Genomic DNA, 23,703 nt, shown 5'->3' with positions numbered 1-23,703 from the left:
CCTTTCAAGTTAAGCTATTCCAGGGCAGCCACCCCTGGTAGCACTTTCCCTTCCATCATATGAAGAAAAGCCCCACCTCCGGTTGAGATGTAGCTGACTTTTTCCGTGATCCCGCATTGTTTGGCGGCAAGGCCCGTATCCCCCCCACCCACGACGGAAAAGGCAGAAGATTGGGCAATGGCATCCGCCAGGGTCTGAGTACCTGCAGCGAATCGCTCCATTTCAAACACCCCCATGGGGCCGTTCCACACAATGGTACCGGCCCTGGCAATGGTCTTGGCAAAGCTTTTGGCACTTTCAGGCCCAATATCCAGAGCCATCCAGCCATCCGGAATCTGATCCAAAGAAACAATCCGAGACTCGGCATCCTTGTCAAAACGCTCCGCAACAACCAGGTCTACGGGTAAAGCCAAGTCAATGCCTTTTTCCTTTGCATGGTCCATGATATCCGAGGCGGTCTGAATCAAGTCCGCTTCAATCATGGAACCCTTGGTATCCACGCCTTTTGCCGCAAGAAAGGTATTGGCCATGGCACCACCGATAATCATGCAGTCTACAAACTTGAGCATATTTTCAAGGGCAGCCAGTTTGCTGGAAACTTTTGCACCGCCAATCACAACGACGAGCGGTTTCTTAGGATTTTGCACAGAATCGTAATATGAACGAACCTCTTTTTCAAGCAGAAAACCGGCTGCAGACGATTTCGCATACCGGGTAATACCGGTAACCGATGCCTGGTCCCGATGGGAGACGGCAAAGGCATTGTTCACATAAACGTCGCAAAGCTCTGCAAGGGCCTTTGCAAATTCAGGATCGTTTTTCTTCTCCTCATCGTGAAATCTTAAATTTTCAAGCATGAGAATCTGGCCGGGGCCAAGGGATTCCACCTGCTTTTTCACCGCATCCCCAATGCAGTCATCGGCAAATGCCACCGGCATGCTTAAAAGCTCCGACAACCTGACCGCTGCAGGCTTAAGGCTGAATTTTTCATCCCGCCCACCTTTGGGACGGCCCAGATGGGAGGCCAGTACCAGCTTAGCCTTTTTTTCAATCAAATAGGAAATCAGTTCCAGGGTGGCCCGGATCCGGTTATCGTCTGTAATATTTCCATGGTCGTCCATGGGCAGGTTGTAGTCCACCCGGATAAAAAGGGTCTTGCCGTTTACATCTATATCTCGAATCGACTTCATGTTTCCTCCTAATAAAAAGCTTAGTACTATTTCTTCATTTTCAGGCCACGCCTGTACGCCTGTTTCTTTCTGGACCAGCGTTCAAAAAAGGAGATGGCCCCGGCTTTGCTGGAACGTTCAATAACCTCTTCTTCAACCTGAATCCCGTTCTTTGTGGCCATGGCCTGTTGAAGGCAATTGGTTTTCACAGGACAATGGTAAAAGCATTGTTCCGGGGTTTCCCGCAACCCATTGGGCCCCATGGGAAACACTTTTTCAAGATCGCCAAAGCAGTCAGGAAGCTCGTCGTTGCTCGTCATTTAATCTGTTCATACTCCTTTTGGAATTGCGCCATTACCCCCTGGGCCGCAAAACTGTAATACCCCTGGCTGCCTGTGACAAGATGGTCGTGGATATGAATGCCGGCAAATGCCAGGGCAACATACAGGGTCCGGGTAATACGGATATCCTGGGCTGACGGGGTAATATCCCCGGATGGATGATTATGCGCTAAAACCACTGATGCCGCATTGTGTGCAATGCTGCGTGCAATGACTTCCCGTGGATATACAGCCGAGGCTGAAAGGGTTCCGGTGAAAAGGACTTCCGATGCCAAGACCCTGTTTTTGGCATCCAGGAATATCCCTAAAAAATGTTCTTTGTTTTTGTAACCAATAGTCTGGTTTAAATATGCGATAAGGCTTTCAGGATTACTGACCACATCCATCTTGAGTATGCGCGTTTCAAGATACCGGTCTGCCACAGCCTTGATCAGGTGAATCCCGAAGCTGTTGGCAGGCCCCACCCCGTTAACCCGACAAAGGGCCTGGGTATCGGCCTCCAGCACCCGGGGCAGGGTTTTAAATTCTGCTAAAAGATCTTTGGCAGCCTGTTTGGTATCCTTTCGCGGGGTGTTCAGAGCCAAAAGCAGTTCCAGGACCTCATAGTCCTGGAACCCTGACAGGCCCCCCTGGAGGAAGCGCTCCCTCAGGCGCCGCCGGTGTCCGGCACCCTTATTCGTCGTCTCCCTGGTCATCAATCGGGTCATCCGTATCAAAATCTTCCGGATACATATCCGTTTCCAGCTCATCCAAGAGGTCGGCATCATCCCCATCCGGATGAAAACATGCGTCACCATCATCAGGTTGACCATCCTCTTTAGGAAGCCGTGCAATGCCGATAAGCGTCTCTTCCTTGGCCAGGTTAATGAGTCGGACCCCCTGAGTATTTCTGGAAATCACGTTGATCCCGCAGATATCGGTACGGATCAGTTTTCCTTTATCTGTAATCATCATCAACTCATCATTGTCTCCCACCAGCGCAAGGGCCATCATTTTACCGTTGCGCTTGGATGTTTTGATGGAAAAAACACCTTTACCCCCCCGGGCCTGGGTTTTGTACTCCTCAATTTTAGAGCGCTTACCATAACCGTTTTCCGTAACCGTTAAAAGCGTCTCTTCGTCCCCCAGCACCTCCATGCCCACCACCCGGGCACCTTCGTCTATGCGCATGCCCCGCACACCCATGGCGCCACGGCCCATATCACGGACGTCATCTTCATTGAAGCGGATTACCTTACCCCCTTCGGACCCCAAAAAGATCTCCTGGTTGCCATCAGTGATGCGTGCGGCAATGAGTTCATCACCGTCAGCCAGCGTCACACCGATAAGACCCCCGGCCCGGGGACGTGAATAGGCCATCAACTCGGTCTTCTTGACCCGGCCTTTTTTGGTGGCCATGACCACGTACCGGTTCTCTGTAAATTCATCCACGGTGAGCACAGTGGCAAGTTTTTCGCCCTCATCAAAATTAAGCAGGTTCACAATGGCTTTACCAAGTGAGGAGCGCCCTGCCATGGGCAATTCATACACCTTGGCCTGATACACCTTGCCGAAATTGGTGATAAACAGGAAAGTGGCGTGGGTAGAGGCCACAAACAGATGTTCGACAAAATCGTCGGATTTGGTTCCCATGGCGGTCTTGCCTTTCCCACCCCGGTGCTGGCTGGCATAAAGGGTAATGGGATTACGCTTGATGTATCCGCTGCGGGTCACCGTGACCACCATGTCTTCTTCGGCAATAAGATCTTCAATCGAAATTTCAGCAGTGCTCTCCACGATACGCGTGCGGCGCCCATCCCCAAACTCATCATTGAGTTCGGCCAATTCATCCTTGATCAGCCCCCGGACCACGGTTTCAGAGCCAAGAATCTCCTTGAACCAGGTAATATCCTTAAGCAGGGCCTGATATTCGGTTTCAATCTTTTCCCGTTCAAGCCCAGTCAGGCGTTGCAACCGCATGTCCAGAATGGCCTGGGCCTGAATCTCGGTCAGGTTAAACCGGTTTATCAAGCCGGTCCTGGCCTCTTCCGGTGACCGGGAAGCCCGGATCAGGGCAACGACTTCATCCAAATTATCCAGAGCAATCTTCAACCCTTCCAGAATATGGGCACGTTCTTGTGCTTTACGCAGATCATAGCGGGTACGCCGGATAATGACATTGGTCCGGTGGGAAATAAAGTGGTTTAGGATTTCCTTAAGAGAGAGCAGCTCAGGCCGATTGTTAACCACCGCCAGGAAGATGATGCCAAAGCTGGTCTGCATATTGGTGTGCTTGTAAAGCTGATTGATCACCACGTCAGCGATCTGGTCGCGTTTAAGCCCAATAGCCATACGCATGCCATCACGGTCGGATTCATCCCGAACATAGGAGACGCCGGTAATCACCTTATCCCGGACCAGCTCGGCGATCTTTTCCACCAACTTGGCCTTGTTCACCTGGTAGGGAAGCTCGGTGACCACAATGGTTTCCTGGCCGGTTTTCTTGTTCTCCTCCACCTCGACTTTGGCCCGCAGCGTGATAATCCCCCGGCCGGTGTCATAGGCTTCAAAAATTCCCTTGGTACCGTAAATATGACCATAGGTGGGAAAATCCGGTCCCGGGATATGCGCCATTAGCGCCCTTGTGTCTATATCCGGGTTATCAATCAGCGCCTTTAACCCCTCAATAACTTCACTGATATTGTGGGGCGGCACATTTGTGGTCATGCCCACGGCAATGCCGGAGGAGCCGTTGACCAGCAAGGCCGGAAATTTAGTGGGGAGCACCGTGGGTTCTTCCAGGGTTTCATCATAGTTGGGGGTGAACTCTACGGTCTCCTTCTCAAGATCGGCCAGCATCTGGTGAGAGAGCTTGCGCATACGGATTTCCGTATAACGCATGGCCGCCGGAGAGTCGCCGTCCACGGAGCCGAAATTGCCCTGGCCGTCCACAAGGGTATAACGCAGGGAAAAGTCCTGAGCCATGCGGACAATGGTGTCATACACGGCAGAATCGCCGTGGGGGTGGTACTTACCAATCACATCACCCACGATACGGGCAGATTTCTTATAGGGTTTATTCCAGTCATTATGCAACTGCTGCATGGCGTATAACACACGCCGGTGGACCGGTTTCAACCCGTCCCGCACATCGGGCAGGGCCCGCCCGATAATGACACTCATGGCATACTCGAGATAGGACTGCCTCATCTCCTTCTCAATACTGGTACTTTCGTTTTGAATCATCCTAAATTAACTGCTCCCGATTAAATTGCTTATGAGAAAAACCCTTCAAGCCGTCTTCAGATATGTTCAAGGCGCATTAAGGGAATAACCCTGGTGAAATTATTGGTCAGACCATCAATCCAGCATCCCCTTGCCCGGTTCCACCATGGACTGAAACGTGGAAAAATAAATATCGGAAAGGGTCAAAAACAAAGTAGCGATCAAAGGCCCGTAAATTATACCTAAAAGTCCGTATACGTTCAAACCGCCGATAATGGCAAAAAACACAACCAGCGGGTGCATGGCCACCCGATCGCCCACCAGCTTGGGTTTAAAAAGGTACTCAACACCCCATGATAAAACAGCATAAAATCCAGCAATGAAAAAGCCTTTACCCAAACTGCCTGTCAAAAGGAAAAACAAGGCCGCAGGCAGCATGACCACACCAATGCCGACAATGGGCAGAAAAGCCAGAAACCCCATGATGACGCCCCATAAAAAAGGAGAATTCAGCCCGAGAGACCAGAACAACACCCCGCCCGCAATCCCTTGAATCAATCCGCCCAGCCCGTTGCCGATGAGTACGGCACCGGCCATACCGTTGAACTTTTCGAAAAGCTTGCGGTCATGCTCGTCCTTGAGCGGAGACAAGTCATACATGTACTGTATGAAGCGTTCGCCATCCATGAACATGTAGAAAACCACAATGAGCATCAAAAAAAAGTAAAACACCAAATTCAGCAGGTTGGAGGTCAGAAACCTGGCCTGTTGGAACAGTGAAAAGCCTAAGTTTTTTCCAACTTCAGTCAAAGGGTCGATCAACTCACGCCAGGTGATATGGGTGTGAATATTGGCCCTGATTAGAAATTCGTTGATCCGCTCAAGGGCCCGGGTGCTTTCCAAAAAATCAATCAGATTTTTGGAAAACACGGCATCCTTTGCCAGGGTGTAAAGCCCCAAAGCTTCCCTGGAAAGAATGCCCACAAAAAAGACTACCGGAATAAAGACTATGAAAAAAACAGCCAGACAGGTGAGAACCGAAGCTGGCCGTGCAGGCATAAATCTATGCAGTTTTTTAAATACAGGGCTGAAAATACCGGCAATGACGATGCCAAGAAGCAGGCTTGCAAAAAACGGGGCAATCACTTTTCCCACGAGAAAAATGGATATGCAAAACAGAGTCAGAAAAAAAAAGAACACTGCCCGATGAAAAATATTCTGCTCCAAATATACCTGCCTAAAGAATGAGGTAAAGCCGCATCATGCAGAAAATTTTCTGCACAGGTGCGGCTTTGCCTTTAATGTACGAAATGCCCGGCGTTAACTGCTTATAAATCCCAGGGCAGCCAGCACCAGCAACACTTCCCAGATAATCACCTGGGTAAAACTTCCAAATAAATGGTATACAATTCCGCCGCCTACGATGGCAGGTACGGCCGTGAATATCAATACCCCAAGTTTGCGTGGAATATCCATGGTTTTACACCTCTTTTTTCAATTCAATTTCAATCAGTTATACCGGCAATATTAATTTGTCTGTTTAACATTTTAAGGGCCTGAAGTAAAGGAGAACATGGCGGAAAATCCCAACAATCTACCGTTCAATAATCATTTCCTGATCTTTCAGGGTTGCAGGGAAAAACGCCATCAGGTGTTTATCGTGTTCTTTTTCAGATCCAGCCATGCCTCAAGGCGCTGCTTTACTGTTTTTTCATACCCCCTGGCGGTGGGATGGTAGAATCGTCTGCCTTCAAGGGATTCCGGCAAATAAGACTGGGATGCATACCCATGCGTGTAATCATGGGCGTACTTGTAACCGTTGCCGTAACCCATCTGTTTCATTAATCCGGTGGGCGCATTTCGGATATGCATGGGCACGGGCAGAGACCCATATTTTTTCACGGCCTCCTGAACCTGTTTCTGGGCCGCATACACGGCATTACTTTTTGGCGCTGTCGCCAAATACACAGCGGCCTGGTACAAAGAACCGTCCCCTTCGGGGCGGCCCAAGCGCCTGAATGAGGCATCCGCATTCATGGCCATGGTCAACGCCCCGGGATCGGCAAGGCCGATATCCTCGGTGGCAAGGCGAATCATCCGTCGTAATATATAAATGGGGTCATCTCCCGCAGCCAGCATCCGCTCAAGCCAGTACATGGCCGCGTCCGGATCACTGCCCCGCACACTTTTGATAAAGGCGGAGATCAGGTTAAAGTGCTCTTCCCCTGCCTTGTCATGGCGTAAAAGTTTTTGGGCCACCACGCCCCTGACATCGTCCACATCCAGCGTTTTGCCGTCCCTGCGGTTCAACGCACAGGCCTCAAGGTTTGTCAGTGCCGCCCTTGCATCTCCATCAGATGCGGCGGCGATGTGTTCAACAGCCTCTTTGGAAAATATATCTGATGACAGCCCAAGCCCCTTGACTTTATCGATTAAAGCCCGGTTCAAAATCCGTACAATAGCATCCTGGGACAGGCTGTTCAGGGAAAAAACCCGGCATCTGGATACCAGGGCGGGATTGACTTCAAAGGAAGGGTTTTCCGTGGTGGCCCCGATCAGGGTGATCAATCCGTTTTCCACATGGAAAAGAAAGGCATCCTGCTGGGATTTGTTAAACCTATGGATCTCGTCCACAAACAAGAGAGTCCGCCGGTTGTGAAGCCGTCTTCTCTCCTGTGCCGCCTCAATGATCTGCCGGACCTCCCTGACGCCCGACAACACCGCAGAAATTTTGACCCATTGGTTTTTGGTCTGGGCCGCGATAACATTGGCCAGGGAGGTTTTACCACACCCCGGCGGTCCCCACAGAATCATGGAAAAAACCCGATCTTCGAACACGGCGCGTTCAAGCAGGCTGCCATTGGACGTGATATGCTCCTGCCCCACAACATCTTCCAGTCGCCGGGGCCGCATACGTTCGGCCAATGGTGCAGCCCCCGCCATATCCTGACCGGCGGTATGATCAAAAAGATCCATTACAATGTGTTCTTCTGATCCCGTTCGCGTTTTTTGCGGCTTTGCTCCTTGCGCTGCTTCTCCCGTTTTGTCATGACCTTCTTTTTCTTCTCCTGGATTCGCCTGAACTCCTTTGTGTTGCCGGAAAATTCAATTTTACCGGTTTTTTCCCTGAAATAAAGCGTAACAGGTGTCAAGGTCAAAGGGATCATCTGGCGCAGCTGGTTGACCAAATAACGCTTATAAGAGAAGTGCACTGCATCGGGATAATTGACAAAGCAGACAAAACAGGGGGGTTTTACAGCCACCTGGGATGCGTAAAAAAACTTGAGGCGCCGGCCCTGATGAAGGGAAGGCTCCTCCCGGGACACGGCATCCTCAATAATCCGATTGACCATGCCTGTATTGATTCTGTGGCAGTATTCCGTATAGACCTTTTCCACTTCATCAAAAATCTTGTGGCAGCTCTGGCCGGTTTTGGCTGAAATGGTAACGGCAGGCGCAAAGGAAAGAAACCTTGCTTTCCGGCGCAACTCTTTGATAAACGCCTGCTGCCCTTTTTCGGATTTATCCACAAGATCCCATTTATTGAGCAGGAAAACAGCCCCGCATCCTCTTTTTTCGGCATAGCCTGCAATGGTGATGTCCTGGTCGGTAATTCCTTCGGAACAGTCGATGACGATTAAGGCCACATCACAGTCTTCCATACTGTCCAGGGCTTTAAGAATCGAAATTTTTTCAAGTTTATTCGTAACTTTGCCTTTACGGCGGATGCCCGCAGTATCTTTAAGGATAAATTCCCGCCCGTTGCGTTTCACGGACAATTCAATGGCATCCCTTGTGGTGCCGGCCTTATCGTCAACCAGCATACGCTGTTCTCCGAAAAGCCGATTGGCAAGGGAGGATTTCCCCACGTTGGGACGCCCGATAATGGCAATACGGATGGGACCGTCGACATCATCTTCTCCCGGCTCGTCCGATTCGTCCGATTCGCCCGATTCGCCCGATTCGCCCGATTCGCCCGATTCGCCCGATTCCTCTATGACCGGAGCATTGGGCAGCAGGGCAACCAGATCTGAAAGGAAATCCCCTACCCCCAGACCGTGTTCAGCTGATACCTTGTAAAACCGGTCCATCCCCAGGGTGTAAAACTCTCCAAGCTCCTCTTCCTGTCGGTGCAGGCTTTCAACCTTATTAATCAGATAAAAGACCGGTTTTTCGGTGCGACGTAAAAAATCGGCAAGATCCCGGTCATAGGGAGAAAGACCTGCCCGACCATCCAGAATAAACACCAGGATATCGGCCTCCTCAACGGCCCGCGACAGCTGCTCTTTGATCTGGGATGCAAAATAGTCATCATCCGCACTTAAAAAACCGCCGGTATCCACCAGCGTAAAGGCTTTATCATCCCACTGTGCATCGGCATAGTGCCGGTCCCGCGTCACACCTGGCATATCATCCACCAGGGCCTGGCGGGATTTTGTAATCCTGTTGAACAGTGTAGATTTTCCAACATTGGGGCGGCCGACAAGGGCCACAACCGCTTTCATATTTATTTCTCCCGGACAAAAAAAAGATTAAAAATATATAATTATAGGATATTTTGAGAAAAAAAACTACCTTACGATATTATTATCAGGCTGCCGCACCCATGGCCGATAATTGCAGGACTCCTCCCGAATTCCTATTTCATATATCAAGTTTATTTCTTCTTTTTTGACGCAGCCTTCCCTTTCTTCAGTAGCATCCGGTGTGTTGTTTTCAGCCTCTTTTCCGCATTTTTAATGAGGAGTTCAAAAGAACTTCGCGCATCTTCACCCTGTTGCGCCTGCAGTTGGACATAGCTACCGTCACTTTGCATCTCCCAGCAACTGTGCCTGTCGTTCAACTGGATATCAAGCATCTCCCGCAATAAGGCCTGCAGGCGAGGAGATTCGACAGGCGTGCAGACCTCGACTCGACTCTCGAGATTTCGTTTCATCAGATCGGCCGAAGATATAAAGTATTCTTCCTTACCGTCATTGCGAAAATAAAACACTCTTGAGTGTTCCAGAAACCGGCCGACGATGGAAATAACCCGCACATTCTCAGAGAGTCCTGGAATGCCCGGCCGCAACCGACAGGAATCACGGACGATGAGATCAATGTGAACACCGGCCTGAGAGGCCTTGTACAATGCAATTGTAATTTCTTTGTCTTCAAGGGCATTTGTTTTTAACTGGATTAGTCCCGCCTTCCCTTCAGCTTGCAACTTACTCTCCCGGTCAATCTTTTCCAGCAATTTTTTTTTCAAAAAATTGGGGCAAGGCAAAAGCTTCTTGTACTTACGGGCAAGCGTGTATCCGGTAGTCAGATAATTAAACAACTCCGTGAGATCGGAACCAATGACTGCATCACAGGTAAGGAGACCAAGGTCGCTGTATCCCCGGGCAGTACCGGCATGATAGTTGCCGGTTCCGATATGGGCGTAGCGATGCAAGCCGTCAAAATCCTTGCGTACCACAAAGATAACTTTTGAGTGGGTTTTCAAGTCAACAACCCCATAGGTCACATGGATACCCACCTCTTCCAAAGATCTGGCCCAGAGGATGTTGGCCGACTCATCGAAACGAGCCTTCAGCTCCACAACCACGGCGACCTGCTTACCGTTCTGGGCTGCATCAATCAGGTACTGCATGACTCTGGATTGCTTGGCTGTCCGGTAAAGCGTCATCTTAATGGCTAAAACTTTGGGATCCCGACTGGCCTCTTTTATAAACCGTTCCACTGAGGTATCAAACGATTCGTATGGGTGCTGCAGAAGAATGGAACCCCTTTGTTTTATGATATGAAAGATATTAGGATCATCTCCAGCCAGTTCCGGATGATCCACGGGTTGATGAGGCGGAAAGCGCAAATCCTGCCGATCAAGTTCGGCAATTTGCATCAGGTGCCTCTTAGCGATGATTCCCTCAACTTCGAAAACATCCTTTTCTTCATTGATGTTGAGTTCTGCAGCCAGCAGTCCTCGCAGAGGCATGCTCATATCCGGATTCACCTCAAGCCGGACGATCTCAGCAAACTTTCTGTCACGGAGGGCCGATTCGATCATAGACAGAAGGTCGTTAGCCTGTTCCTGGTCGCGTTCAGTAATGGCATTCCGGGTTACCCGGAAAAAATCGCATGATTCAATAACCATACCTGGGAAAAGCAAGTCAAGGTTGTTGGCGATAACATCCTCTATCGGCACATATAAATCCTCTTCACCAATCTTTATAAATCGCGAAGATACCCCGGAGTCGACCGGAACCTTGATTCTGTTCAGATACGCGTGCTCCGTATTGGGATAGCTTACCTTGACAAGAAGGTTCAATGATAGGTTGGAGATAAAAGGAAAGGGATGTGCCGGATCCATTCCTTGGGGCGTCAGGAGTGGGTATACATTATCGGAAAAAAAATTGTTGGCAAATGTCTTCTGCTCTTTTGTCAATTGGTCGTAGCCCATAAGAACAATACCCGCTTCAGCCAGCCGTGTCTTTAACTCCTTTTCCAACATCTGGTTTTGTTTTAAGATGTCCTGAACAACAATATGGCAGTCATAAATCTGCTCCTGCGGTGTCCGCCCGTCGACACTCAATTTTTTGACCCCGGCCCCTACCAGTTGTTTGAGTCCACCGATACGTTTCATGAAAAACTCATCAAGATTCGAGCCAACGACTGAGAGAAAGAAGACCCGTTCCAGAAGGGGGGTACGTGAATCCTGTCCTTCATGAAGGACCCTGCGGTTGAATTCCAGCCAGGTCAGCTCCCTGTTCAGGAACCATTCCGAAGAATCCAGGTCAAACTGCGTGGAAAGTTGTTGTTTCGCTGAAATCGGTTCACGTTCTATGGCATTATTCTGTTCATCGAAAGACATGATTCACTCCGAATTGTTTTTACAACGTTACAAAATGTCTATGTCTAATGTGTTAAAATACTGCTGTTATAAATACTCATTCTTCAAGCCAGCTATCGATCCGGGATCGGATTTGATCCCGGATCTGTTTTACCCTTATGATTTTTTCATCAAAAGTCCCTTCAAGCGCCGATGGATCTTCAAAGCCCCAGTGCATTCGTTCTCCCTTTCCAGGAAAGACAGGGCATTGCTCTGCGGATGATTCATCACATACGGTGATTACATAATCAAATTCTACGCCGGCATCCAGAAATTCGTTAACCGATTTGGTCCGGTTTCCTGAAATATCAATACCATCCTGTTTCATTGCTTCAACAACTACAGCGTTAAGGTTTCCAGGCTCAAGACCAGCGCTGAACACCTCAAATTTTTTTGAACCTGCTTTTTTCAAATAAGCTTCTGCCATCTGACTTCTGGCCGAATTATGACTGCAAACAAATAAAACACTTTTTTTCATCTTGATATCCATTATAAGTTTCCAAAAAAATTATTGCCAGGACAGCGCCCTGGGAGAAATTGACTGAAATACTTTATTGGAAAGCTTTTCAGTCATATATAAAAAAAACACAAAATGGCGCAAGCCCAAATGGCACTTTTAGACGCCCCAAACGAAATCAATAACCTGAGGCAAATATAAACTAATATTATAAGAATTGTATTAGCGACCTACCCTGCATATCTAAAAATTCATTTCTCATAATTATTGGAAAACTTCAATGATCGGTAATTTCAAATATTTTAGGAAAAGGAATCAATTTACCATCGCGCCTCTCTTTGGGCGGTGGCTTTACGACTTTCTTTATCCCCGGGGTTCCCCTGTGTTTTTATAATTTTCCTTGAACAAGGCGTGCTTTTTCATCAATTTATGGAGCTGTCGGGTAGTGATACCCGCAGCGGCAGCTGTGGCATTTATTTTCCCATTGCATGTTGTTAAGAGCAGGTCCAGATAATTATGTTCAATCCTGCCAAGTTCAATCTTCCTGACTTCGGAAAGGGTTAAATTATGGTTAATAGTACCGGGCATAGGCTTAGGCGGATATGTAAACAGCTCCACCGGGAAATTTTGCGGCCTGAGGATGGATGTTTGTTCTAAAATATAAGCCCGTTCCAGGATGTTTTCCAGTTCCCTGATATTACCTGGCCATGAATAGGCTAAAAAAGCCTCAAGAACCTTGGGGTGCACCTCTGCAATATCCTTGGAATGAAAGGTGTTGAGTTTTGCCAGGAAAAGTTCCGCCAGTTGTGGGATATCCTCTTTTCTTTCCTTGAGAGGCGGCAGTTCCACAGGAAATACATTCAGGCGGTAATACAGGTCCGAACGAAAAAGCTTGTCATCGCGCAGCTGCTTTAAATCAATATTGGTCGCGGCAATGATGCGCACATCAGACTGAATATCCTCTTCTCCGCCCACCCGGTGAAAGACACCATCCTGGATGACCTGGAGGAGCTTGATCTGTGCCGGCGGGGTAATGGTGCCGATTTCATCCAGAAAAATGGTACCGTTTCTGGCAATCTCAAATTTACCCAGTTTACGCTTAATAGCACCTGTGAACGCGCCTTTTTCATGGCCGAACATTTCGCTTTCTACCAAAGTATCCGGAATCGCCCCGCAGTGGACCTCAATAAACCGCTCGTTTTTTCTTAAAGAAAGCCTGTGAATAAGTCGGGCCGTAAACCCTTTGCCGCTGCCGGTTTCACCGGTTAAAAGCACGGTACTCTTGGTGGCAGCCACAGCCCGGATGTTTTCAAACACTGTTTTCATGGCCGCACTTTTGGTATGGAGCAGTTCAAACTCGTCCTCCTGCCAGACCTGCTCCCTGAGATAATCCAGTTCCGATTCCGCCCGAGTCTGTTCAATGATGCTGTTGATCACCAGCCGGAGTTCATCAGGCACCAGGGGATAGGTCAGATAGGATGCTGCACCTTCATGAACAATTTTTACGGCCTCCGGCAGCAATTTTGGGGTGGCCATGACAATAATACTGATATTCGGGCAAATCAGACTGATGGTTTGGAAAACCGCCTTGTAGTTGCTTTCGGCAGCAGCCTGCTGAAGGATTTCAATATCTACAAATACAAACTCGGGCCGACTGCGGCGGAAAACCTGAAGAGCCGCACTCAATTGCCGGTTGGAATCAATATGATAAACAGATGACAGGTTGTCTTGGATGCCTTTTAAGGCATCTGTCTGCTTGAGGATAAAATGAAGTTTTTTCAAAAACGTTGTTATGCCTTTATCTATTGTCACACTATTTCGGCCTGAGATCTCCCCAACGCGACCGGCTAAAAAAGGAACTTTAAATTCTTATTAAAAAATCCCAATGAAAAACGCAATGCTTTTTATATATTTGTAACCTCCCGGGTGATTGATGATAAGCCTCGCATATTATGTTGAATGCTCTCTTAGAGAAAACCATCCAAGACTTGCCATAATCGCAACAGCTATTTATGATAAAGTTGGGTACAGATATTCTTACCACCCAGCCAGGTCGCTAAAAACTTCTGATCCGGGCCTGGGCAGGAGAAAAAGAAACGGTCCGGCAACGGTGGATACTTATCGTTGCCGGAACATATCCCCGCCAGGAGCTGAACCTTCCGTCAAAGATGGTGACCCCTCCCGCTGTTGAACTTGAGCGAATCAAAGCGGAAAGAACACCATGGTAACGGCGTCATCTCCTTGTACTTTCATCTGAATAAATTTGACGTTATTCAGGGGAATATTGTAAAAAGGGGAGAGATTATCGGTCGATCCGGCTCTACGGGCCGAGACACGGGGCCTCACCTGCATCTGTCTATATCTGTGCAGGGCCAGTTGGTGGATCCGATGCCCCTGTTTGAGCAGACAAGCGGCCAATTGATCCGGTGAGACGCGTTTGGGAAGATGCGATTCGCGCTCTTTTTTTGCTCCGTCCTTTTTTTATGATTCATTCGTGATTATGTTTGGTAGAATCGACAGACAAGATACCAGAAAAAAAAGGAGAATCAATATGAAATACGTTTTTATCATAATCATATCACTGGTATCACTCATTTTGTTTTTCAGCTCTGAACTCTTTTCCCCAAACCCGGATATGGAGGTTAAAAAAATGAAAACAACTGAAAATAAGCACCTGGAACTGGCGACATTTGCCGGCGGATGTTTCTGGTGTACGGAAACAGACTTTGAAAAAGTGCCCGGTGTTATAAAAGTTACATCCGGATATACCGGCGGACATGACATGCAGCCGGACTATTATTCTGTGTCGTCGGGAACCACCGGCCACGCAGAAGCGATCCAGGTGCAGTTTGATCCTGAACAGGTCAGCTATGAACAGCTTTTAGATATTTTCTGGCGACATATCAATCCAACAGATGCCGATGGTCAGTTTGTAGATCGTGGCGACCAGTACCGCTCTGAAATTTTTTATCACACAGAATCCCAGAAAGTAAAAGCCCTGGCATCCAGGAAGGCGCTGGACGCTTCAGGCGTTTTTCAAAAACCGGTTGTCACATCAATCACCCCGTTTAAAAAATTTTTCGCGGCTGAAGAATATCACCAGAATTACGCAAAAAAAAATCCCAGCCATTACAAATTTTACCGACTGGGTTCCGGACGTGACCAGTTTCTGAAAAAAGCCTGGGGAAATCTGCCCGATTCTGCACCGGACCGCCACAAAGTATGTACACTTCCAAAAACATCGGCATGGTCTAAACCAGAGGCACCCGATATCAAAAAAAAACTGACCCCGCTTCAATATGATGTTACCCAGAACGAGGGCACAGAACCCCCATTCAATAATGAATACTGGGATAACAAAAAAGAAGGCATCTACGTGGATATTGTATCCGGAGAGCCGCTTTTCAGCTCTCTGGACAAATTTGATTCCGGGACAGGTTGGCCAAGCTTTACCAGGCCTTTGGAATCGGAGCATATTGTGGAAAAATCCGACCGGAGTTTATTTGTGACCCGAACCGAAGTCAGAAGCAAAAACGGCGACTCCCATCTCGGTCACGTTTTTGATGATGGCCCGGCGCCGACAGGTCTTCGATACTGTATTAACTCAGCGGCACTTCGCTTTATCCCGAAAGAAGACCTTGAAAAAGAAGGTTATACTCCATACACAAAGCTATTTGAACAATAATTCTATATGTCAACCTTTTTTACAGATTGAAAAACCTATCGACAAACTTAAACTTAAACTTTCGCCGGGGCGCTGATAACAAAACAAATATCATTTTTAATTTCAATATATTAAATTTTTTTTAGCCCTGGTTTTTATCCGGCATCATAGTTGCTACATGTAGTTCCAGACAAGAGAACCTTTTTTTCAACAACCAACAAAGGGGAAAATCTTGAATACACCAGGGGCACTTTCGGCATTGAAATTTTACAGCCAGGGTGTAATCCGGCTTCTCATCGAACCGGTCCTGTTTTTTGCAGATCTGCCTGCGGTCCACACCCTGGGCCGGGCCTTGGGGTTTACAGCCCTGTGTGCCGGATTTTATGCCGGTGCAGGAGTTCTTACAGGTCCAGGCCCCCAATCTCCTGCGGTCATGGCATTGATCTATTTTATCAATGCGGCAGGCATGGTGCTCATCAGCTCAGTCACGGGCTTTTGCACCATGGTGATGATGAGCGGTAAAAGCCGGGGCTTTTCCCTGGTGTTCGGGCTTTATGCCTATGCATCCGGGATCACCATGCTCATCTCATGGCTGCCCTTCATGCTCTGGTTTACGGAGCCGTGGAAATATTGGTTGGTTTATACGGGATTCAGACAAAGCTGCGGTCTGTCCAAAGCCCGGGCGATTAGCGTCCTGTTGATATCTGTGCCTGTCCAGTGGTGCCTGATTTATTCGGCCATAAGAGCAGTCACAGGCCGTGTGTAAAAAAATTTAAATAGGAGCAATATAATATGAAACAACCCATAAAAGTCTTAATGGTTTCTTAATGGTTGATGATGAAAAACCGTTCAGGGAAACCACGCGCAAGATTCTGGAACGGAACGGTTTTCAGACCATTCTTTCGGAAACCGGCCACAGAACCATACTGGTCATGGAGAAAAACAGGCAGATTCAAGGTATTCTCACGACTCGTGATCTTTTAGAACGGATTCTGCCCGCATACCTGACCACAAGCAAACCCGCAAGGGTAATCCGGGAACAGGACCTGTTTTTTCAAATGGGAAAACACCTGATTCCCCCAAGATTAAGGAGAAACCAATGACTGACATCAAAACCATCATGGCCTGCGTAGACCTGTCCGACTATTCGCCCATGACTCTGGGCTATACATTAGGCCTGGCACAACAGGGAGATATCAAGATCACCATTTGTTCGGTTATTCCCCTAAGGGAGGTCACCCCGGTGTTCATGACAGGGACAATATACCACTGCAGGGAAGATACAACGGAATATCTGGAAGAACTCAAAGAAAACCGGAAAGCCGAAATTAATGCACTGATCAATAAACTGATCATGGAACGATGCCCGCAATTTTCCAGTAAAATAGATATCCGGGTCTCAACGGGACATCCGGCAGATGCAATTCTTGACATGGTTGAACGCATCAACCCGGACCTTGTTGTCATGGCAAATAAGGGCCGGTCCAACCTGTCCAATTTCATGTTCGGCAGTGCTGCCGAATATGTGTTCCGTTACTGCACAGCCCCGTTACTCAGCGTCAGGGACAAAAATGTTTTCAAACGCATGGACTCAGGGAAGGCCACACTCGAAGCCGAAAAGATCCGCACGGTGATGGCGGCTGTGGACTTTTCGCCCTGGTCTCCGGATATTCTGGCCAAGGCCGGGTGGGTGGCAAAAATCAGTGGGGCAAAACTGCATGCATTCAACTGTATCAGCACCCAGGAGATCTCCTGGGTAAAGTCCCACTATATTCCTGAAAACACATTTGACCTAGAACAATTTTTGCAAAAGGAAAAACAGCGGCGGCATGATCTTCTGGCCGACCAGATAAAGGCAGCCGGACTTGACAGGATTGAAGGCATAGATATTTCCATTGATTCAGGTGTACCTCACGAACAGATTCTTTCGACGTCACAGGATATCGGCGCTGACATCCTGGTTCTAGGCCCCAGGGGGCGAAGCCGTTCAGCCAGATTTACCCTGGGCAGCACCATAGAAAAAATTTTCCGCCACAGCCCGGTACCGGTGCTTCGTCTAGGACCGGATATCATCCATTAAACAAAGCACCCCCCGGGTTCGGGTCCAATCAACCGGCCCGGGGGTTTCCAAAGGAGGTCCTCATGTCTGACGAAAAAAGAATATTAGTTACCCTTGACGGCTCAAAACGTTCAAAAAGGACCATTGACTATCTGTGCAGCTTCACCCCCTTTAAAACCAGGCAGGTGACCTTATTTAACATAACAACGCCCGTGCCCGAAGCCTATTATGACCTGAACCAAAATTCCTTCGGCAAGATTGCCGTCTCCCAGGTTAAAGCGTGGGAAATGGGCCAGAAAACCATAATGACCGAATTTCTCAAAGAAGCGCGCCAAAAAATGATAACTGCCGGTTATGTACCGGCAAATATCGAGGTCAAGCTTTCCAAGCAGGAAAAGGGGGTTGCCAGGGGCATTCTCAACGAAATCGGAAGTAATGCGTACCACACGCTTGTGATCCGCAGAAAAGGAAGTGCAAACTCCATTATGGGCGTAACCATGGGTGGCGTTGCTGCCAAGCTGGTGGAAAAAGCAGATAAAATTCCTTTGATTATTGCCGGAACCCGTCAGATTCAGCACTATTTGTGCATCGCGGTTGACGGTTCCGCAGGATCCAAGCGCGTGATCCAGTATACGGCCGAAATAATGGGAAAAACAGACTGTCGTATTCTTCTATGCGCGATCATGCGCACCACTGTTACAGATTCAGTACCTGAAGGAAAGGACCCCTTTGTAGACATGTCGATTCAGGCCAAATGCAAACTCGAAAATGCCCTCGCCAAGGCAAAAGAGAACCTCACCCAGGGAGGAATCCCGGACGACCGAATCGAAACCCGTCTTATCCAGGGGGCTGAAAGCCGGGCAGGCGCTCTACTGGACACGGCCCGGGCGGCAAAGTGCGACACCATTGTCCTAGGCCGCAAGGGTATATCGGACGTTGAGGCTTTCGATTTGGGACGAATCCCCAGAAAAATTATTTACGCATCCAGAAAATTTACGATTTGGCTGATTCCATGATACAGGGAATTGTGGACCTGGCTGTTGTGACGGCACCCATCAATCAGGTTCCCCAGATCATTGAGGTGTGCGCAGACAAAGGGGCAGCAGGTGCTGTGATCATCAGTGGCGGAGGCAGGGAGACAGGAGACCAGGGGGCCAGGATAGAAATACAGATCAAGGCCGCTGCCGGGCAAAGCGGTATGCGCATCATCGGCCCCAACTGCATTGGGATCGCCCATCCCCGTCGAACCTGAATGCATCCCATATGCCGGGCACCCCGGCCCAGGGACGAATTGCCTTTTTGTCCCAATCCGGAGGGAAGATTATTGGAAGCGCCAGAATTATATTCACCCCCAGCGGCACGGAGGGTGAATTTGCCATCATGCTGGCGGATTCCTGGGAGGCAAAGGGATCGGGGCAGCGCTTTTGAAATCCTGCCTGGCATTCTCCAAACGATACGGCTTGAAACGGGTATTCGGTGTGGTGCTGCGTGAAAACAGGCAGATGCTTCGCCTTGCCGACAAACTGGGATTTAAAAAAGCCAGCAGCCCAGCTTCAAACGAAATTGAACTCATTATTGACATCGAAAAGTTGGATCTTTACACACTGTAAAAAAGCGTGACAGGTGACAGCCTTTTTGACCACCCGTCACTTTTTTTGAATTCTCGTATCATTTCAAGACATTAACCCCTATTTTCATCACTTTTCTTCAGTTGGCATATATCTTGATATTCTTGTGTATAAAAACTTAAGCCGAACAAAACGGCCTCACAGGAGCCATAGATATTATGAACGAACCCATAGCTGACAGAAAAGCGTTTTATCAGGTACTGACCCGGAATATCAGAATCCGAATCCTGCTGGTTTCCATTATCCCCATGATGCTGACATTGGGCATTCTGTGCTGGCGGTTTCACTTGGCTTATTCTGAAAAGATCAGCGCTCATGTCGGTGAACTGGTCCTCAAGCACACCCAGAACATCGATACGTTTCTCAAAGAAAAACTGGGGAATATCCGCTACCTGGCCGGGCAGTTGTCCATAACTGAGCCGGAGATGGCCCAGCAGTTTCTGACATCACAACTATCTGAACTGAATGATAAATACGGAGATGTATTTACGGATTTGGGGCTTGTGGATTCAGATGGTGTTCAGTTTGCCTACGAAGGGCCCTTCCGCCTTGTCAATGCCGATTACAGCGAGGCGACCTGGTTTTTAAAGGCCATAGAGAGCCCCTATTATATTTCCGATTTATTTGCAGGGCTTCGCGGCCATCCCCATTTTATCCTGGCAGTCAAACTGTCAGCCCAGGGGCGCACGTATATATTAAGATCCACCATTAATGTTACAACGTTTAACAGTTTGGTGGAAAACGTCCAGATCGGCAGGACAGGTACGGCAGTCATTGTCAATGGCAAGGGAGAACTCCAGACCCGCGCCCGCTCGGAAACCATGGAAATCGTTCCTTCATTTATTGCGGATCCAACCATCTTCAACGGCAAGCAAGCACTCATTCTCAAGCATGAAAATGACAAGGGCAAAACCTATCTGTATGCCCTGGCCCTGTTTAAGACAGTGGACTGGCGCATGGTGTTCCGCCAGGATACCGGAGATGCATTAAGGGATATGTGGAAAGCCGAAGTACTCACCCTCATCATATTCCTGCTCGGATGTGCCGCCATAGTGTCAGTTTCTTTTACACTCTCCAGAAATCTTGTCAAACGCATTGCAAAAGCAGACCAGAATAATGACGCCATGAACCAGCAGGTGGTGGAAAGCGGCAAACTGGCCACAATTGGCGAACTTGCGGCAGGCATTGCCCATGAAATCAACAACCCTGTGGCCATCATGGTGGAAGAGGCCGGATGGATGAACGATCTTCTTGAAGAGGAGACCGGGATGACCCCGGACAATAAAAATGAATTTAACCGGGCCATTGCACAGATTACAACCCAGGGACGGCGCTGCAAAGATATTACCCACAAATTGTTAAGTTTCGCCCGAAAAAGTGATGCCACTGTGGCAGATATCGACATCAATGACAACATCCGCGAAATTGTTGCGCTCACCGCCCAGATGGCCCGGTATAACAATGTCACCATCTCCACCCGGCTTGATCCTGACCTGCCCTGTATCCGATTCTCCCCTTCTGAACTGCAGCAGGTCATCTTGAACCTGACCAACAACGCCATCGATGCCATGGGTAAAGACGGCGGCAACGTGGAGATTGTAACCGGCGTTAATGAGCAGGACAATAATATGATTGAAATTAAAGTGGACGACAACGGACCAGGCATTCCGGCCCAATATCTGGACCGTATTTTTGATCCCTTCTTTACCACCAAGGCCGTGGGAAAAGGCACAGGACTCGGCCTTTCCATCTGTTACGGCATTATTCAGAAAATGGGCGGCACCATTGAAGTGGAAAGCCATGTCGGCAAGGGCACCTGTTTCTTAATCCGGTTGCCCCTAAATGTCGACCAGACAACCAATAAATAACTTTTAAACCAATTAGGGAGACTTTGCAGATGAAACTTTTATTTGTCGATGATGAGAAAGCCTTTCTGGACACCTTGCTTAAACGGCTTGAAAAACGAGAACTTAAAGCAGACGCCGTTTATGACGGAGAGTCAGCCATAAGCTATCTGTCAGAAAACGCCAACACGGACGTGATTGTCCTTGACGTGAAGATGCCCGGCATGGACGGTCTTAAAACACTTGAGGTCATTAAGAACAAAAATCCGCTGGTGGAGGTCATCATGCTCACGGGCCATGCCACAGTGGAAAATGCCATTGAAGGGATGAAACGCGGCGCATTTGACTACCTGATGAAGCCCTGTAATCTGGAAGATCTCATCCGCAAGATTGAACAGGCGGCAACCAAAAAATTCAAACATGAAGAGAAGATCATGGAGGCCCGAGCCAAAGAAATCACAGGCCGCATGGTTTAGGAAAATCAAAATGAAAGAGATACCCGCACCCCATACCCGGCTGCTTCTGGTGGATGATGAGAAAGGATTCGTGGATGTGCTGACCAACCGGCTGGGCCGTCGGGGCATTCAGGCCGTCAAGGCATATTCCGGCGCTCAAGCCCTGCGGGCGCTTCGTGAAGCCAGGTTTGATGTCATGGTCCTGGATCTGAAAATGGAAGATATGGACGGCATTGAGGTGTTGAAAATTGTCAGGAAAATGGCCCCGGATCTGCCGGTGATCATTCTGACCGGACACGGTTCAAGAACTGCCGCAGAGGAGGGTATGACCATAGGCGCCTTTGATTACCTGACAAAACCCTGCGAACTTAATCAATTAATGGAGAAAATAAACCTGGCACGGCAGACCAGAAACAAAAGAAACGGAGAAAAAAACCAATGATATTCAAATCAAACGGATTCAAACTGGCAATAGCAGTGTTAATAGGCGTAATCGTGTTTATTCTGCCCAGGCCGGAAGGAACAAAATTTAAACTTTCCGGCACCGGCGCAGACCAGTTAAGTCAGTCAGTGTCACAATATTTTTCAACCCAGCAGACCGCACCCGACAAGCCCGTTATTCTGACGGCCAAGGCACCTGGCGTTGAGCAGGCCCGGGCAAAATATCTTGTCGACCAGGCCAAGGCAATGGGCCTTTCAGAAGTTAAGGTGGATTATGTGGACGGGATGCCCCCCAAAGCCAAACGGTTTTTAGCCGTGCTTGCGGTGCTGGTTGTCCTGTTTGTGGTGGAGCCCATTCCCCTTGAAATCACGGCAGTGCTCATTGGCGCCTCCCTTGTGATTCTGGGCCTAACCGATGTAAAAGGGGCATGGGCGCCCTACATGCATCCTGTTGTTATTTTCATCATGTGCTGCCTGATCTTTGCCATTGCCCTGGACAGAGTGGGGCTGACAAAACGCCTGGGGTATTATATTATTAAAAAAGCGGGCAATTCCGTAACAAAGTTCACCTTTATCATTGCCATGGGCTTAGGAATTTCATCCTCTTTCATGCACGATGCAGCCGCCTGTGCCATCGGTATTGTCACCATGCTGCCCCTGATGCGTGCCGTGGGTATTGACCCCCATACCAACACGGCCAAATTCATGATGCTCTCCCTGCCCTTTGCCTGCTCCTGCGGCGGCATGGGCTCTTTAATAGGCGGCGGCCGGTGCATGGTGGCCGCTGCATTTTTAAAGGAGTTCACCGGGATAGAGATCACCTTTTTTGACTGGATCAAATATTGTATGCCGGCAGCCATTATTTGCGTACCTGCGGTTGTATTGATTGTCTACCTGATCTACCGGCCGGACCCCAATATCAAGCTGCCGGCGTTTGATGAGGATCTGGGACCAATGACGGCTGTTGAGAAAAAAGCACTGATTATTATTGGTGCCGCTTTTATATCATGGCTCACCAAGGGCCTCCACGGCCTGGACTACTCCGTCACCGGGGCTGTGGCCGTGGCTGGCCTGGTGCTGTTCGGCGTTTTAAAATGGCGGGACATCAACGACAACCTGGAGTGGGGCACAGCCCTGTTTATCTTTGGCGGCGGTATCTCTTTAGGCCTTGCCATGGGATATACCGGTGCAGCAGACTATTTTGCCAACCTGTTCTTCCCGCTGATTGAAGGTAAAGGCTGGCTGGTGCTCTTTGTGGGTGTGGGGGTCTTCGGTGCCCTGGTTACCAATGCCATGGCCAATGTGGCGGCAGCGGCTTTAATCTTGCCCATTGTTATTCCCATGGCCCAGCTTGAAGGGGTCAACCCGACCATCCTGGCCCTGTGCCTTGGTATGGCCACATCCTTTGCCATGCTTCTGGTCATCGGCTGTCCGCCCAATGCCATTGCCTATTCATACAAATACTTCAAATCCTCGGATCTGACCAAGCTGGGTCTTGTGACCACACCAGCCCTGCTTCTGATACTGGTAGGCGTGGTATGCACCTGGTGGAAGTTTTTGGGTCTAATATAGG

Annotated in this window: 24 protein-coding genes; 13 read left to right on the top strand and 11 right to left on the bottom strand. The window is 48.8% G+C overall.

Annotated features, from left to right (window positions below; genetic code table 11):
• Positions 1 to 14: 14 nt before the first annotated feature.
• From DESPODRAFT_RS11960 to DESPODRAFT_RS11915, 11 genes are all read right to left on the bottom strand, one after another.
• Complete coding sequence (locus DESPODRAFT_RS11960) at positions 15 to 1,190, bottom strand: phosphoglycerate kinase (protein WP_004073759.1); 1,176 nt, start codon at positions 1,188 to 1,190, stop codon at positions 15 to 17.
• A gap of 26 nt (positions 1,191 to 1,216) precedes the next feature.
• Positions 1,217 to 1,489 carry a hypothetical protein gene (locus DESPODRAFT_RS11955; protein ID WP_004073757.1) on the bottom strand — a complete coding sequence of 91 codons (273 nt, stop codon included), beginning with the start codon at positions 1,487 to 1,489 and terminating at the stop codon, positions 1,217 to 1,219.
• The gene (gene radC, locus DESPODRAFT_RS11950; protein WP_004073756.1) at positions 1,486 to 2,205 is read right to left on the bottom strand and encodes a RadC family protein; all 720 of its coding nucleotides are present in this window, start codon (positions 2,203 to 2,205) and stop codon (positions 1,486 to 1,488) included. Before radC ends, DESPODRAFT_RS11955 begins: the two co-directional genes overlap by 4 nt.
• A complete protein-coding gene (gene gyrA / locus DESPODRAFT_RS11945) occupies positions 2,183 to 4,735 on the bottom strand; it encodes a DNA gyrase subunit A (RefSeq protein ID WP_004073755.1) in 2,553 nt (850 codons plus the stop codon). Before gyrA ends, radC begins: the two co-directional genes overlap by 23 nt.
• Positions 4,736 to 4,849: 114 nt before the next feature.
• Positions 4,850 to 5,941: an AI-2E family transporter gene (locus tag DESPODRAFT_RS11940; protein WP_004073754.1), complete on the bottom strand. Its 1,092-nt coding sequence runs from the start codon at positions 5,939 to 5,941 to the stop codon at positions 4,850 to 4,852.
• 93 nt (positions 5,942 to 6,034) lie between these two features.
• Positions 6,035 to 6,190: a hypothetical protein gene (locus tag DESPODRAFT_RS20380; RefSeq protein WP_004073753.1), complete on the bottom strand. Its 156-nt coding sequence runs from the start codon at positions 6,188 to 6,190 to the stop codon at positions 6,035 to 6,037.
• A 171-nt stretch (positions 6,191 to 6,361) separates the two neighbouring features.
• Complete coding sequence (locus DESPODRAFT_RS11935; RefSeq protein WP_004073752.1) at positions 6,362 to 7,690, bottom strand: replication-associated recombination protein A; 1,329 nt, start codon at positions 7,688 to 7,690, stop codon at positions 6,362 to 6,364.
• The gene (gene der / locus DESPODRAFT_RS11930; protein ID WP_004073751.1) at positions 7,690 to 9,219 is read right to left on the bottom strand and encodes a ribosome biogenesis GTPase Der; all 1,530 of its coding nucleotides are present in this window, start codon (positions 9,217 to 9,219) and stop codon (positions 7,690 to 7,692) included. Before der ends, DESPODRAFT_RS11935 begins: the two co-directional genes overlap by 1 nt.
• A gap of 152 nt (positions 9,220 to 9,371) precedes the next feature.
• Complete coding sequence (ppk1, locus tag DESPODRAFT_RS11925; RefSeq protein ID WP_004073750.1) at positions 9,372 to 11,564, bottom strand: polyphosphate kinase 1; 2,193 nt, start codon at positions 11,562 to 11,564, stop codon at positions 9,372 to 9,374.
• A gap of 76 nt (positions 11,565 to 11,640) precedes the next feature.
• On the bottom strand, positions 11,641 to 12,072 hold the full coding sequence (locus tag DESPODRAFT_RS11920) for an arsenate reductase ArsC (protein WP_004073749.1): 432 nt from the start codon (positions 12,070 to 12,072) through the stop codon (positions 11,641 to 11,643).
• Positions 12,073 to 12,402: 330 nt separating this feature from the next.
• Positions 12,403 to 13,851 carry a sigma-54 dependent transcriptional regulator gene (locus DESPODRAFT_RS11915; protein WP_004073748.1) on the bottom strand — a complete coding sequence of 483 codons (1,449 nt, stop codon included), beginning with the start codon at positions 13,849 to 13,851 and terminating at the stop codon, positions 12,403 to 12,405.
• Between the two features lie 381 nt (positions 13,852 to 14,232).
• Between DESPODRAFT_RS11915 and DESPODRAFT_RS21485 the strand changes: the two genes are divergently transcribed.
• The 13 genes from DESPODRAFT_RS21485 (at position 14,233) to DESPODRAFT_RS11855 (ending at position 23,702) form a co-directional block, all read left to right on the top strand.
• On the top strand, positions 14,233 to 14,469 hold the full coding sequence (locus DESPODRAFT_RS21485) for a M23 family metallopeptidase (protein ID WP_280985090.1): 237 nt from the start codon (positions 14,233 to 14,235) through the stop codon (positions 14,467 to 14,469).
• A gap of 121 nt (positions 14,470 to 14,590) precedes the next feature.
• The gene (msrB, locus tag DESPODRAFT_RS11905; RefSeq protein WP_004073747.1) at positions 14,591 to 15,724 is read left to right on the top strand and encodes a peptide-methionine (R)-S-oxide reductase MsrB; all 1,134 of its coding nucleotides are present in this window, start codon (positions 14,591 to 14,593) and stop codon (positions 15,722 to 15,724) included.
• 211 nt (positions 15,725 to 15,935) lie between these two features.
• Positions 15,936 to 16,469: a hypothetical protein gene (locus tag DESPODRAFT_RS11900; protein WP_004073746.1), complete on the top strand. Its 534-nt coding sequence runs from the start codon at positions 15,936 to 15,938 to the stop codon at positions 16,467 to 16,469.
• 61 nt (positions 16,470 to 16,530) lie between these two features.
• On the top strand, positions 16,531 to 16,806 hold the full coding sequence (locus DESPODRAFT_RS11895) for a CBS domain-containing protein (protein WP_040015966.1): 276 nt from the start codon (positions 16,531 to 16,533) through the stop codon (positions 16,804 to 16,806).
• Positions 16,803 to 17,783, top strand: coding sequence for a universal stress protein (locus DESPODRAFT_RS11890; RefSeq protein WP_004073745.1), 981 nt, complete (start codon positions 16,803 to 16,805; stop codon positions 17,781 to 17,783). Before DESPODRAFT_RS11895 ends, DESPODRAFT_RS11890 begins: the two co-directional genes overlap by 4 nt.
• Before the next feature lie 62 nt (positions 17,784 to 17,845).
• Positions 17,846 to 18,778, top strand: coding sequence for a universal stress protein (locus DESPODRAFT_RS11885; protein ID WP_004073744.1), 933 nt, complete (start codon positions 17,846 to 17,848; stop codon positions 18,776 to 18,778).
• A complete protein-coding gene (locus DESPODRAFT_RS11880; RefSeq protein ID WP_040015965.1) occupies positions 18,775 to 19,014 on the top strand; it encodes a CoA-binding protein in 240 nt (79 codons plus the stop codon). Before DESPODRAFT_RS11885 ends, DESPODRAFT_RS11880 begins: the two co-directional genes overlap by 4 nt.
• Before the next feature lie 11 nt (positions 19,015 to 19,025).
• Positions 19,026 to 19,190: a hypothetical protein gene (locus DESPODRAFT_RS20075; protein WP_157488476.1), complete on the top strand. Its 165-nt coding sequence runs from the start codon at positions 19,026 to 19,028 to the stop codon at positions 19,188 to 19,190.
• A complete protein-coding gene (locus tag DESPODRAFT_RS11875; RefSeq protein ID WP_040015964.1) occupies positions 19,187 to 19,372 on the top strand; it encodes a hypothetical protein in 186 nt (61 codons plus the stop codon). Before DESPODRAFT_RS20075 ends, DESPODRAFT_RS11875 begins: the two co-directional genes overlap by 4 nt.
• A 176-nt stretch (positions 19,373 to 19,548) precedes the next feature.
• Positions 19,549 to 21,258, top strand: a complete 1,710-nt coding sequence (locus tag DESPODRAFT_RS11870) for a sensor histidine kinase (RefSeq protein WP_004073743.1) — start codon at positions 19,549 to 19,551, stop codon at positions 21,256 to 21,258.
• A gap of 29 nt (positions 21,259 to 21,287) precedes the next feature.
• Positions 21,288 to 21,710, top strand: a complete 423-nt coding sequence (locus DESPODRAFT_RS11865; RefSeq protein WP_004073742.1) for a response regulator — start codon at positions 21,288 to 21,290, stop codon at positions 21,708 to 21,710.
• A 10-nt stretch (positions 21,711 to 21,720) separates the two neighbouring features.
• The gene (locus tag DESPODRAFT_RS11860) at positions 21,721 to 22,131 is read left to right on the top strand and encodes a response regulator (protein WP_004073741.1); all 411 of its coding nucleotides are present in this window, start codon (positions 21,721 to 21,723) and stop codon (positions 22,129 to 22,131) included.
• Positions 22,128 to 23,702 (top strand): SLC13 family permease, encoded by a 1,575-nt coding sequence (locus tag DESPODRAFT_RS11855; RefSeq protein WP_004073740.1) that lies wholly within the window; start codon positions 22,128 to 22,130, stop codon positions 23,700 to 23,702. Before DESPODRAFT_RS11860 ends, DESPODRAFT_RS11855 begins: the two co-directional genes overlap by 4 nt.
• Position 23,703 lies beyond the last annotated feature (1 nt).

This window comes from Desulfobacter postgatei 2ac9 (genome assembly GCF_000233695.2).
Classification (GTDB): domain Bacteria; phylum Desulfobacterota; class Desulfobacteria; order Desulfobacterales; family Desulfobacteraceae; genus Desulfobacter; species Desulfobacter postgatei.
The sequence above is the reverse complement of the archived record's forward strand: the minus strand, read 5'-3'. Positions and strand labels throughout refer to the sequence as shown.